Origin of the sequence: Rhizobium sp. NFR07, from assembly GCF_900111905.1 — a bacterium.
Taxonomy (GTDB): domain Bacteria; phylum Pseudomonadota; class Alphaproteobacteria; order Rhizobiales; family Rhizobiaceae; genus Neorhizobium.
On sequence record NZ_FOKM01000002.1, the window covers coordinates 299,528 to 312,196 of the forward strand.

The following is a 12,669-nucleotide window of genomic DNA, read 5'->3' on the forward strand; positions in this document are numbered from 1 at the left end:
TCGACCTCTTCGGCAATAGGACGTCTGACGCCCGCCGACCCGGTAAAGGGAAAGCCGTCTGGCCCTTATCTTGAATTTGTTTCCCGCAACCGCCTGGTGATGAGGGCGAGCGCCTTGGCGAGATGCTTCTGAACGCTGCTGTCGGAGATGCTAAGCCGCTCGGCGACCTGAGCATAGGTAAGCCCGTCCACCCGATTCAGGATGAAGATTTTTCGGGTCAGCTCCGGCAGTTCGGCAAGCGTGGCGGATATCTGCGCCAGCCTCTGGCGCGCCGCCGTCTCCTCCTCGAGGTTCGGCCGGTCGTCTGCGATATCGGAAAAGGCTTCACCCGCGGTGAGGTCGGTCCGACGTCGGGACTGCTGACGCACATAATCGACGGCAAGGTTATGCGCCGTGCGGTAGAGATAGGAGCGTTCGTTGGCGATCGATGCGACGGCGGTAGGTGTACGCTCCGCGTAGCGCAGAAACGTTTCCTGTGTCAGGTCCGCGGCTGCCTCGGCATTCCGCAGCTGTTTCATCAGATAGGCCTGGAGTTCGCCCTGGTGCGCGAGAAAGAGGCCCTTGAGCGTCTCGTTGGTCACAACCGGTTGCCCGTGATCGATCGGTTCTTCAACCTATCCATGACGCCATTCTGCGAGAATTTGCAAGATGTGCCGTTTGGCGGAAAGAGGCCGTTGCAGCCACAGGAAAGGGCGTTTTCGCTACGCTTGAGCCACAAACAGCAAAGGCCCGCGAGCGGGCCAATTACTAAGCATTATCAATGGGAATGGTGCCCAGAAGAGGCGAGCCAAGCTTGCCGAGGGCATCATCTCTGCGTCTTAAAGTTTCACGTTTTCAATGTCTTGCGAGATGGCTTCCTCACCGGCACTGTGGAGCGTGTGTACCACGCGGTGGCGGTTTTGTGTACCGGAAATCTTCAGGCCGCTGAGGGCTGACCACGGGCAGGCCGAAAAGACATTATCGGGGTAAGGCAAACCGGCGATCAGAAATTCAGCCAGATCGTTATAGCGACCATAGCGCCAATGCCTTCTCCGCTGCCGCTGGGTTCTCCTTGATCCTGTAGACCGTCTGGCGGCTGATGCCTGATGCTTGGGCGATCTCTGACACGCTTGCGTTCTTGCCAAGCAGATTGACCACCGTCTCGTATGCGGCTCGCGTGAAGCTGGGTTTGCGGCCCTTATACGCGCCGTCGTCTTTCGCCTTCAGGGCCTCGATAGCAGCCTTCTGGGCTTCTTTCGTGGCTTCGACCTGCGCCTGCGCGGATGCGGCCATAAAGCTGATCATCGCATCTCTCACCGCCATCTGCATGGGGTCAGATGTTGAGCCGTCGAAGGTCATGTTGTTGATCACAGTCTTGATCACGACACCACGTCTCATGAACTCTCGAATGGTGTCGGTCACGTCCGCATAGTTTCGGCCAAGGCGATCGACCCACCGAACGACCAACGTGTCGCCAGCTCGCAGCATGTCGAAGAGGCGCTTGCCTTCCGGGCGGTCCCTCATCAAGACCGACACACCTGATACGCCCTGATCAGCGATGATGTGGTCGAACCGAAAGCCCGCCTTCTCGGCTTGGGTCTTCTGGTGATCAAGGGTCTGCTCAGAGGTAGAGACGCGAGCGTATAGGAAGGTTGCCAAGGGTTACTCCGAATGTCCGATAGGATTGCGTCCGAATGGATATGTGTCCGAAAGAACGATGTCAACCCTATCGGACGAGATCGGAGAATGTGTTGCCGTGTCCGCTACAGTATGCCCTATCGGACATGCTGACATCGCCGACAGCGGCTTGCTCAACTCATCAAGCATGGTGGGTCGCGGTCGCGATGGCTCCCGAATGCGAGGGCAAGCCGGGGCACAGGGGGAACCGGCCCTAGCCTTATATCTGATTGGCCTCTCGGAATTTTCTGCCGAAAACTACCCGACCTCGGCCCGCCCCTCGCAATTGAAGAGGCAGGCCAAGGCCGCGATCGTGTCTGTCACCTGCCCAAAATGGGCACCTGAGCAGTGGGCAGGAAAGGGGTCAGAACGGGATTTCTGTCGGCTCGCGAAGGGGCCGCTCGTAGCTATCCAGATCATCGATCTCATTGCCATCTTCAGACCCGATAACCGGGAGTTGGTTCAACCGCTCACGTTCGTCTCAGCCTTAGCCCCGGTGATCAGATCGATTACCGGGGCCTTTTTCTGCCGTGCTGGCGACGGACGATCACAAAAAGAACCTATGACGAGAACGAAGATGCAAGAACCCAACAGCACAACACCCTCCTCACCGGCTCAGGAAGCCGCCTGCAGCCTTCCGCATGATCTGAAGGCGCTGACGTTCAGCAAGGCGCTGGACGCCCTCAGGCAGGCCCAGAAGGCCACCGCCAAGCTCGATGATGAGCCGAACCGTCTCCCGCTTTCACAGCTCGTCGAGCTGCCGAAGGTGTTCCAGATCAGGAGCGCCGAAGTGGACGATCGGCATGTCAGTGATCTGGTCAAGGCCCTGACCATCCACGGTGCGCTCGATCCAATCGTCGTCTGGCGCTGCGGTGGCCGAAACTTCGCAGTGGATGGTCATCACCGGATTGCCGCCTACCGGCTCTGGCGGAAGTCCAAGGAGCTGCCTGTCGTTTTCTTCAAGGGCTCCGTCGATGAGGCCATCGAACATGCCGAAGCGGTCAACGGCAAGGCGAGCCTTGGCATCACCTACGAGGAGCGATCGAACTACGCATGGAAGCTGGTGGTCCATGCCGAACTTCTTGGCAAGTTGTCCAAGGCGCAGCTCGTCAGGCGAGCCAACATCGCCAAGGGTACAATCGATAACATGCGAGCCGCCTTCTCAGTCTTGGGCGTGCGAGCTGTCAGCCTGCCGGGTTGGCGGGATGCAATGACGGAATGGAAGAAGGGCCTGCAGGATGGAGATCAGGACTTCGATGGAAGCTGGCAGGAGGCGGAAGCCATGAAGATCGTCGATCGGCTGGGCAAGGAGTTCGGCAAGCGCCTTGCCAAGAGGCCGGAGATCGCGGCCAAAGCCTTCAGCCATCTCCTCGGCAGAAAATCCCGAGATGTCGCGGTTCTGATGCTTGAGGAGGAGGGCCTCACCCCGATGCTGCGCGACGCGTGAGCGCGTGGTTCTCCATATGTGCGTGCAAATCGACACGGCACGAGCAATGGCTAGAGGTTGCCGTAAAGCGGCTCTGTCCTAAAGGGTGGGGCAATCCGTTGTGCCGGGCCACGAGCGGCAGCAGTTAATCAGACTCCGAAGATTTTCTCGCTTAGCGCTTGGAGTAGGAACTGGGCTTAGGAAACCCACCGCGTATCACAATGACGATGATCGCGAGTAGGGAATTGCCGATTTGGTGCGGGATGACATCAATATCATCGTCGACATTTCCAACTGGCGCCGACTTATTAGAAGATTCCAGAACCGCTAGAAGCGCAATCTTTTTCCCTAACGCTAAAGCATAGGCTGCAGTCTGATCAAAATATTTGGCGAAATCCTTAGGGTAGAGTACTTTGGTGTTTTCGACTTTGAGTTCGATTGGGATGTCACGAAAGGTCAAGTCCGTTATTCCACCAGCAGCCTCTGGATGGCCATGAAGGTCGCCGCCAATGTCATGGCGCATTCGCAACATCCTAACCGCCTCAGACTGAAAATCTTTTTCGGAGCAATTTTCTGGAAAACTCGCATCACGCAATGCTGACGCAGCAATGCTGCCAAATCCCCCGAGAATTACCATTGCATCAGCTAGATCACCCTGATTTATGCCGGGCATTGACCTGAGGCGATCGCGGATTTTCAGCAGGTGAAGATCGACATTGCGAAATCCGGTTAGCGGATTGGATGAAAGGTCACTGCCTTCCAAAACCAAGCGTCGATGCCCCACTACCTCGACTCTCCGATGGTGCACGGTGCTGTCGAATTCGGCTGCATATAAAAATTCGTATGGCCTTGCACCGAAGGAATGAGCGATTTCGAGTACAGCGCGGCCTGTTCCCGTGAATATGAAAGGACCAGAGCCGTCGGGTCTTCCAAACTTGAATTGCGGGAGCCAGTCGCGTTCACGGCTGTCGATCGTGATCGGGACCAGCGAGAGAATTTCAGCCCCGTCCGGCCAATTTGATACGCGAACTTCTACGGTCAGGTCATAGGCTGTCGCGGGTTTCAGATAATTCCACTGCTGTGCGGGCTGCCCATCTATATCGAATTTGAGAAACGCTACCGTGGGCTGCGATTTTTCTCTCTCAGCAGATGGATACTGCTTCTCTGAGCCGCTTACTGATATATTTGCAAACATCAGTAGTGGCAAAGCCCAGCCTCTCAAAGCGGCTTGGACGCTTGCGAGATCATTCGTGTCTTGAATGCTTGCAACCAAAGCCAAAAACGAGCCTAAGGGTTCGATCTCGACGAACTTAGCATTCTGACCTTGCTCCGACGCTTTCATCTTGGCGGCAGCAAGGAAGCGCTGAGCGTCGGGTTCCGCCGCGCGGATGGCATGCTTCCATTGCGCCAGCAGCGTAAAAATGTTTATGGCGAATGAGTATGCTCGATACTGATCTTCTACATCGCCTTCGCCGAGAACTGCGACCTCCTGTTCAAATGCGGAGCTGGCTGTCCGCAGCTCTTCCGCAGCTTGAGGTATTGTGGTCAGCGAGCTATCGAGAGATTGGATTACGCTAATTCTCGAAGAGAAAGCGCGGTGGAACATGTGGGTATTCGGCTCGTTCCGCATTCTCTTTCTCCAGCTCAGCGATCAATATTTTCCACCGGTTTACCAGCTCCTCGACCGGCTTATCCTCAGCCAGAGCGGTCTCAATAGCTGTGGCGGTTTCAAGCAATGAAGCCTCAATACGCCACTGCGCATTTCGATCTTCTTCGGGTATGGCCTCCACCATCTTCACGGCTCGAGCGTGAGCAGCCTGAAATCTATTCGCCTTAGTCAATGCCGAGAGGAGGAGAAGAGCTTCGCTGAATTCATTGATGCGGAATGGATTCAATACGTCGAATGCTTTCTCGATCTCGTCACCGCACTCGCGGACATCTTTAATCGGCGCTCGCACTATTGCCGTTACGCAATCCTCCGTGGAAATGGAGCGTGTGTAGTCGCTTGAGAGAGCCTTCAGCGCGACTTTCGTGAAGCCGGGAACATCTTGGAAGCTGAAGACCAGATCGTCGACAGCCTTATACAGAGCATCATCATCTAAGGTCAGCAGGAGATTAGTGAGAAAGACACCAAAATTACCCTTTAGCTGGTCGTCGGTAAGACAGAGCTTTGCAAACAATCGAATACACTCGACCAGAAAACCTTTGTCTTGGCCCGCCTGCGAATAATAGGCGATGAGATTCCACATTGGAGAACTCAGTAGTTGCCGCTTTTCCGCCGGGAAGGAGCGCCTAGCTAGCGCCCTGACTGCTGATTTGTGCACGATCACATAAGGATCAGTCAAAAGCACCGAGATTGCCTGGAAGAAAAGATCAGGAAAATTGTCCCTGAGTCCGAGCGGGATGCCTTCCCACGCCTGTACAGCGCTTGCGCGGACAAGGGCGCTCTCGTCCATCAGCGCCCTATACCAGTCAGAGAGAACTGCGTTCAGGCTATCAACGCCGCTCAGCAGCTCCGATACATGAACCATCATGTTTCCGCGCATTTGTGTCTGACTTTCGGGCAGGTGGCGATAGAGAGTTAGAAAGTCGTCCACGCCATCCTTTCCCTTGAAGCGAGCGCCGATCGCGGCCCACTTTATCAATGCGCCCTGCAAATTATCGATCGCACTGCGACTGTTTTGGCGCTCCATCTGAGCCAACCAATTGCCCGAGCTTTCCAGTTGGTTTGAGGTGCCGATGGAATCGTACCTCTGACTCAAAGTCGCGGCCGCGCCTATAAGCTCATCTAGATGCTCTACAGCTAAGGCCGCGTATTCATCCTGCGCATGTCTGAAGAATTGCCCTGCCTCGTTCATAGTTGTCTCGGCCTCGTCCACGGCGGCCCAAAGTAGTCTTCTGAACGCGATCTTTTGCGGCTCGCCTATCTGAGGATTTTCTCGATAACTATGCCTGAACGCAGTGCGATACACACGAATGGCCTCTTGCTTTCCGGTGTCGTCGTTATCTTTAAGGAATGACTGGATTATTGAGTCCGCTTCATTTGGGCTTCGTCTGAAGCATTCAGAGGCGGCTTCGCGCAGATAAAATAGGACCTCGCTATTCCTCCCCTCACTCTGTAGCAATCGCCTCCGTCGCATTAACTTGCCAAAGATGTTACGAGCGTTTTTTCGGAACAACTCGTCGCTCGACAGTGCTAAAATTATCCGTACGGCAGCCGCTATCTGCCCGGTCTGAGACGCCCCGAAAAGAGCGTCGATCTCGTTGACTAGGTCGTCTTTTCTGTTCTCGAATAGCTGTCTGATCGGCCCGTCATCATACTCCCTCCGCTCCGCTCCGATTCTCGAGCTAGGCGGGGGAGTGACTGCCATCGATACAAATCGGCTGATGATGGAAGATAGTTGCTTCGAATTGAGTTTGTCAGACTCAGCTAAAACGTAGCTGGTAGCCTCTGACGACCTGACATAGCTCTCTAGAAGCCTCACCGCGACTGCTAGTTTATCCGTGGGCTCAAGCGGGGCCTTTATCAGCGCTTTGGCAGCGTGGAGCGAATAGGGAAAATTCTCATGAATCGCAGCAGGCAGAAGATATGTGATGATCTTCTGCCCGAAGACCTCAGGCGCGAGATTTGCGAACTGCTCAAGCCGTGGGTCATCGTGAGTGATATTCTCGTCGTCCAGTTCGTCTATTAAATCGAGTACGTGGGTTTCCTCGAAGCTAAGCTCGCTCCGCAACGCAGCACGCGTCTGCTTCCTTGCTTTTTTGGCATGATCTTGTTTGTCCCGCTCAGCCTGTTGTTGAGCTTTGCGTTGCAAGGCTTTGCGTTCGCGAGGCTCTATAAACTCCGCGATGTTCGGAAGCCCAACAGGAACTCGCTTGTCGCATCCTTTGCAATTGCTCAGGTAGAAGTCATACACTGCGTCTTCTAGTAACCAGCTGAACATTGAGTTCTTTTTGGAGAACTTACACCGAACCCCCATATGGCCAATCGGAAGGCCGGTGTTGGCTTCGATCATCCCGACGCCGCCAGTTCTGGCGAATTCGGCATGGTAACACCAATTTTCTAGAAGCTTTTTAGCCCGTATATTTCTTTGTCCCGCTTGTACGGCTTGTCTGTACTCGGCTTCAAAGTCTTCCATGAGTGCGGTCTCCGTAGAAGGCCCAGCGCCCTTCGTTCTTACGGTAGGAATCGTTTTGCTACAGCACCGATCCTAGCTGAACTTTTTCCGAAGTAATGGGACTATGCGCTCTTTCGTATTGCCGCAGGCACTCGGCAGGCAAAGCGAACATCAGGCTATCCCAAACGCCTTCTTCATCGCTGCCGTTGTCACCACCAACTTTGCCTGCTCGCCGCCGTAGGTTCGATTGCCTACCCCTCCGAGCGAATGACCGAGTATAATGTTCTGGTCCAGTTCCGCCACCCCTGCCAGCAGCAGCCTGTCCTTCATGTTGTGGCGCAGCGAGTGAACAACCAGCCGCGAGTTATCGGTGATCTCCCTCACTCGGTCCATTAGCGCCTTGGAGACGTTAGTGGGGCCGTTCTCGTCACTGTAACGGCTGAACACCATTGGTCCCGCATCAGCCGCAGCCAAGGCCTCAATCGCTGCTGCGAGGGCATCGCCGACTAGGGGGACGTGACGCTTCGATGTTTTCGTCTTAATGCGTCGATCCTCATGCCATGTGACCCGGATGTTTGGTGTATCGCCGATGATCGTCACATCATCCACTCGCAGGCCGGAGACTTCCGCCATTCGGCAGCCCGTTCCTTCGAGCAAGCGCCAGATGAGTTGGAGATCGGGATTTACGGTTGAGAGGATATGGTTCCTGACCTCAATGAGCATATCTGCCGGGAACGGATAGCGCTTGTCGGCCTCGTTCTCCTCGTCGAGACCCGCGATGTCCAGCTTTCGGAATGGATTGTTGCAACCGCCCAGCTCGAACTCCGTGATCGCATGGTTGATGATTGCTTTGACGATGTTCAGCTCTCGGCGCACTGACGCTGGTGTCAAGCTGCCAAGACCTAGTAGATGATCTCTGACCTTGCGGGCATCGTCACGCGTGATCTTATCGACTTGAGGGGTCTTGCCCAACGCCCGCTTCAGCCGCGAGATGACACGCTCAACGCGCTGCGTGTTCTTCTTCACATCAAACGCGCTGCCAGCCACCTTGTCCTTCAGGTAGAGCTTGACCGCATCGTCCAGTGACGGGCTAGGTTTACGCGGAGCCTTGGACATGAGGGACTGAATGAGGAACGCATCCGCCTTATCGGTGATGATCGGGTTCCCCGTCTTCTCGTCATGAGGGTATCGAGCAGCAATGCCCTCGGCGATTATCTCGCGTTGGAAACCCTGCTCATCATTGCTGGCGACAGCTTCTGGATTATCGACACCCAACTCCCTCAGTCGGGCGAGAAGGATGTCATAGCGCTCGCGATCGGAGAGTTCGGCGAAGGGAAGTTTGGCTTTTTCGGCGACCAGAGCTTTGCGGGCAAGGGCAAGCTCCTCCTCAAACCCTGCATGGATGCGAGGGTAGGCTTTAAGGGCCTCTTTTTCGCTGTCACCAAGCGTGGCGATCAGCTCTTTCTTGCCTGCTATGGACTGGAGATCGTCGGGAACTCTGCGCCGATATCGGTACTGCCTTCGGCTCGCCGATGGCTCTTGGACGTACTTCAACACAAGCCCCATAATGTACCTTCCCTTGTACCGGTTTGTGTACCGGTGGGAAGGCTAACATCCTGAGAACATTGAAAATGTTCAACTTTAAACAATGGGAATGGTGCCCAGAAGAGGACTCGAACCTCCACATCCTTTCGGATACCAGCACCTGAAGCTGGCGCGTCTACCAATTCCGCCATCTGGGCGACGGAGAGCGATGTACGGGGGCGGCCCCTCCCTGTCAACCGGGTTTTTCAAGTTTCTGTGTCAGTTGTCGAAAAACTTTTGGAGACACATCTCAGGCAGTGCCGCCAGCCTCGGTTTTTGCGGCATGCCGGTCCAGATGGCCGAGGTCGCGGTCGGGGTCGATCACGTCGCGCACCCGCTGTTTCAGCTCCTTCGGACCGGGAAAACCGCCATCGCGCTTGCGCTCCCAGATCAGCGTGCCGTCGATTCGGATTTCGAACACGCCGCCGGTGCCCGGAATGAGCCCGACCTGGCCGAGCTGGTCGCCGAATGTCTGCAGCAGCTCCTGCGCCATCCAGCCGGCCCTGAGCAGCCAGTTGCACTGGGTGCAGTAGAGAATGGTGATCCGCGGCCTGTCAATCGCGGCACTTGCCGTCGGCGTTTTGGCGCCGGATGTCGCTCCATCCAGCGCGAGCTTCACCATGGTCGCAAGGTCAGCCTCGGCAAAGCCCGCCTCGGCGGCGCCCTCGAAGCTTGCCAGCGCCGCCTTCATCGCCGGGATCGCGACATCGATCTGGGCGGCGAAATCGCGCACGACGCTTACATCCTTGATCACGCCGGAGACCGGGAAGCCGACGGCATCCGTTTCACCGAGTACGACCGGAAGCCGGCCCTTCATGGCGGGGCTCGCGGCGGGACTGCCTGACAGGACATCGATCATCCGCGCCCGGTCGAGCCCTGCCTTGCCGCCGAGCAGCAGTGCTTCCTTCAGGCTTTCCCACATGCCGCTCAGCATCATGTTGTTCATCAGCTTGGCCACCGCGCCATGGCCGAGATCGCCGACATGGTGGATGCGATCGGAGAGGACCTCGACGACCGGCAGGAAGCGACGAAAATCCTCTTCCGCACCACCGATGTAGAAACCGGCCTTGCCGGCGAGCAGCATTTCCGGGCCGCCGGAGATCGGCGCGTCGACGAGGCGCCCGCCGGCTTTCTCGACCGCAGGCCGATGGGCGCGCAGCGTAAGCGGGCTGACGGTGCTGGTATCGACGATCAGCTTGTCTGCAAGATCGAATGTTTCCAGCGTGCCGACGACGGCGTCGACGGCGGCATCGTCCAGCAGGGCGAGGAGGATGATGTCGGAGCTGTCCACGAGGCTGCTCAGGTCCAGCGCCGTGGTAACGCCGCTGTCGCTCAGGCCTGCGGGCATGCCGCTGCGGCTCCAGCCGGTGACCGGGAGACCCTCGGATGCGAGACGGATCGCCATGGCGCGGCCCATGCGTCCGAGGCCGATAATACCGATGCGGATGGGCTCCATGCGACACGACTCCTCTGCTCATTAGGATAGGAATGGTCCTATTCGCTTTGATCCGCGAACGCCATTCCCTCGATCCTACAACTGAAAGAAATGGGTCAGCTTGGAACAATCTCGCGTCACGCGCATTTTACCTGCCGAAATGGAGGAAACGAAAATGGCTTATGATCCTAATCCGAATGACAACCGTCCTGACCTGCGTACCCCGGTAGAGACACGCAAAAGCTCTTCCTGGATGGGCTGGGTCGCAGTCCTCGCGGTCATCGTCGTGGGCGCTTTCGTCTGGTCTCAGATGGGTGGCTCTTCGACCGATCCTACCACGACCTCGTCGACATCAGCGCCGGCAGCTGAGCCGGCACCGGCAACCCCTGCAGCGCCTGCCGCACCGGCAACCCCGGCACCGGCTACGCCTGCTGCTCCGGCCGCTCCGGCAACGGGCGGTGGTTCCACCACCACGCCGCAGCAGTAACGCATCGGATCGATGTAAACGAAAAGGCCGTCCGCTTCATGAGCGGACGGCCTTTTCTCGTTTCCGAGATCCGGTCTTCGGTTTCCGCTGGCCGGATCAGAAATCTTCCCAGCCCGGGTCGGCCGCAAGCGCCGCGGACCCGGATGTCCGCAGCTGTGTCGTGGCTCGCGGTGAAGCGGCCGATGCGGCGGGGCGTGCGGCCTGTCTCGCCGCAAAGGGGATCGACGCCGGCTGCGGCACGGCGTCGTTGGCACGCGCGGTCGTCACCTGGCCGAAGCGGAACTGGTCGAGCAGTGCGAACAATGCCTGCGATTCCTGCGCCAGGCTGCGGCTTGCGGCCGTCTGCTGCTCCACCATGGCAGCGTTCTGCTGGGTGCCCTGATCCACCTGGTTGACGGCCTTGTTGATCTCCCCGAGCGCCACCGACTGTTCGCGCGAGGCGTCGATGATGGCGACAATGTCAGAGTTGATCTGATGGACGTGGCCACCGATTTCCTGCAGAGCGGAACCCGCCTTGCTGACCAGTTGCACGCCGTTTGCGACATGATCGCTGGAGGCATTGATCAGCGTCTTGATTTCCTTGGCCGCAGCTGCCGAACGCTGGGCAAGTTCGCGCACTTCCTGGGCGACCACGGCAAAGCCCTTGCCGGCCTCGCCGGCGCGTGCGGCCTCGACGCCGGCATTGAGCGCCAGAAGGTTCGTCTGGAAGGCGATCTCGTCGATCACGCCGATGATGTTGGAAATCTCTCGCGACGAGGTCTCGATCGAATCCATGGCCTGGATCGCCTGACGCACGATCTCGCCCGACTTTTCGGCATGGGTCTTTGCACGATTGACGAGGGCGCCCGATTCTTCTGCGCGGTGGCTCGAATCCTTCACGGTGGTGGTGATCTCTTCCAGCGCCGATGCGGTCTCTTCGACAGAGGCGGCCTGCTGTTCGGTCCGGTGCGACAGATCGTCGGCCGCGACGCGGACCTCGTTCGATCCCGATGCGATCGCCTTGGCGTTTTCCGCCACGTTCGCCATGGCGTCGCGCAGCTTGGCCGACGCGGTATTGAAATCGACCCGCAGCTTCTCGAGCGAAGAGATGAATGGCTGGTCGATCACCTGGGACAGGTCGCCATGCGCCATATTGGTCAGGCAGGCGGCAAGGCGCTCGACATTTTCCACCCGGTTCGTCACGTCCGTGGCGAACTTGACGACCTTGATCACCTTGCCATCGGCACCGAAGACGGGGTTGTAAGAGGCTTGGATGAAGACCCGATGTCCGCCCTTGCCGATACGGGTGAATTCGCCGGCGACGAATTCGCCCGACAGCAGACGCTTCCAGAACCCGGCGTATTCGGCCGAGGCGGCGTAGGCCTGGTCGACGAACAGGCGGTGATGGCGGCCCTGGATCTCGTCGAGCGAATAGCCGAGCGTGGCGAGGAAATTCGGATTGGCGGTGATGATGGTTCCGTCGGTGTTGAATTCAATCGTCGCCTGGGCGCGGGAGATCGCCTCGATCTTGGCGTCGGTGTCTAGGGCGTGCAGCTTGCTTTCGGTGATGTCGTTGGCGAATTTGACGACCTTCAGCACCTTGCCGCTGCTGTTCTTCACCGGGTTGTAGTTGCCGCGGATGAAGACTTCCCGCCCGCCTTTGGCAATGCGTTTGAAATCGCTGGAGAAGAACTGGCCTTTCTTCAGGTCGTTCCAGAAGGCCGCATATTCCGGCGACTTGGCATAGGCTGGTTCGACGAACAGGCTATGGTGTTTCCCGACGATTTCGGCAGGCTGATAACCCATCACATCGCAGAAATTCTTGTTTGCCTTGAGGATGCGGCCTTCTATATCGAATTCGATAATGGCCATCGACAGATCGAGGGCTGTCAATATTTGGTCTGATCCGGACGAGAACAACGGCACGATAAAACTCCCCAAGAATAATGTAAAATTTGGTCCTTTGTTGGGGATATACGTTGGT

General features: G+C 57.3%; 9 protein-coding genes, 1 tRNA gene and 1 pseudogene. 2 read left to right on the top strand and 9 right to left on the bottom strand.

Annotated elements, in window-relative coordinates; all coding sequences use genetic code 11:
* Positions 1-65: 65 nt before the first annotated feature.
* A complete protein-coding gene (locus tag BM216_RS05035; RefSeq protein WP_092995940.1) occupies positions 66-581 on the bottom strand; it encodes an RNA polymerase sigma factor in 516 nt (171 codons plus the stop codon).
* 421 nt (positions 582-1,002) lie between these two features.
* The gene (locus BM216_RS05040) at positions 1,003-1,638 is read right to left on the bottom strand and encodes a recombinase family protein (protein WP_092995943.1); all 636 of its coding nucleotides are present in this window, start codon (positions 1,636-1,638) and stop codon (positions 1,003-1,005) included.
* A gap of 97 nt (positions 1,639-1,735) precedes the next feature.
* Here BM216_RS05040 and BM216_RS05045 point away from each other — a divergent pair, with 97 nt between their 5' ends.
* Positions 1,736-3,103, top strand: coding sequence for a ParB/RepB/Spo0J family partition protein (locus tag BM216_RS05045; protein ID WP_177230712.1), 1,368 nt, complete (start codon positions 1,736-1,738; stop codon positions 3,101-3,103).
* Positions 3,104-3,254: 151 nt separating this feature from the next.
* Here BM216_RS05045 and BM216_RS05050 read toward each other — a convergent pair whose 3' ends face one another.
* The 6 genes and pseudogenes from BM216_RS05050 to BM216_RS05070 form a co-directional block, all read right to left on the bottom strand.
* Positions 3,255-4,712 (bottom strand): hypothetical protein, encoded by a 1,458-nt coding sequence (locus BM216_RS05050; RefSeq protein ID WP_092995949.1) that lies wholly within the window; start codon positions 4,710-4,712, stop codon positions 3,255-3,257.
* Entirely contained in the window at positions 4,657-7,221 is a 2,565-nt protein-coding gene (locus BM216_RS05055; protein ID WP_092995952.1) for a hypothetical protein, read from the bottom strand. Before BM216_RS05055 ends, BM216_RS05050 begins: the two co-directional genes overlap by 56 nt.
* Before the next feature lie 150 nt (positions 7,222-7,371).
* A complete protein-coding gene (locus tag BM216_RS05060) occupies positions 7,372-8,766 on the bottom strand; it encodes a site-specific integrase (RefSeq protein WP_092995956.1) in 1,395 nt (464 codons plus the stop codon).
* An 89-nt stretch (positions 8,767-8,855) separates the two neighbouring features.
* Positions 8,856-8,942 (bottom strand) — tRNA-Leu (locus BM216_RS05065).
* A 92-nt stretch (positions 8,943-9,034) separates the two neighbouring features.
* Positions 9,035-9,343: an Rdx family protein gene (locus BM216_RS33960; protein ID WP_244530099.1), complete on the bottom strand. Its 309-nt coding sequence runs from the start codon at positions 9,341-9,343 to the stop codon at positions 9,035-9,037.
* Between the two features lie 63 nt (positions 9,344-9,406).
* Positions 9,407-10,240 (bottom strand): annotated as a pseudogene (locus BM216_RS05070) (NAD(P)-dependent oxidoreductase); the annotation flags it as partial.
* Positions 10,241-10,394: 154 nt separating this feature from the next.
* On the opposite strand from BM216_RS05070, the gene BM216_RS05075 reads away from it, so the two are divergent.
* On the top strand, positions 10,395-10,706 hold the full coding sequence (locus BM216_RS05075; protein ID WP_092995959.1) for a hypothetical protein: 312 nt from the start codon (positions 10,395-10,397) through the stop codon (positions 10,704-10,706).
* Between the two features lie 96 nt (positions 10,707-10,802).
* On the opposite strand, the gene BM216_RS05080 is transcribed toward BM216_RS05075, so the two are convergent.
* A complete protein-coding gene (locus tag BM216_RS05080) occupies positions 10,803-12,557 on the bottom strand; it encodes a methyl-accepting chemotaxis protein (RefSeq protein WP_092996952.1) in 1,755 nt (584 codons plus the stop codon).
* Between the last annotated feature and the right edge of the window lie 112 nt (positions 12,558-12,669).

Bases quoted from the DNA above. Each gene is read 5' to 3' on its own strand.
- BM216_RS05060 (WP_092995956.1), bottom strand. From the start codon at position 8,766: ATGGGGCTTGTGTTGAAGTACGTCCAAGAGCCATCGGCGAGCCGAAGG.
- BM216_RS05075 (WP_092995959.1), top strand. From the start codon at position 10,395: ATGGCTTATGATCCTAATCCGAATGACAACCGTCCTGACCTGCGTACC.
- BM216_RS05080 (WP_092996952.1), bottom strand. From the start codon at position 12,557: ATGGCCATTATCGAATTCGATATAGAAGGCCGCATCCTCAAGGCAAAC.
- BM216_RS05050 (WP_092995949.1), bottom strand. From the start codon at position 4,712: ATGCGGAACGAGCCGAATACCCACATGTTCCACCGCGCTTTCTCTTCG.
- BM216_RS05055 (WP_092995952.1), bottom strand. From the start codon at position 7,221: ATGGAAGACTTTGAAGCCGAGTACAGACAAGCCGTACAAGCGGGACAA.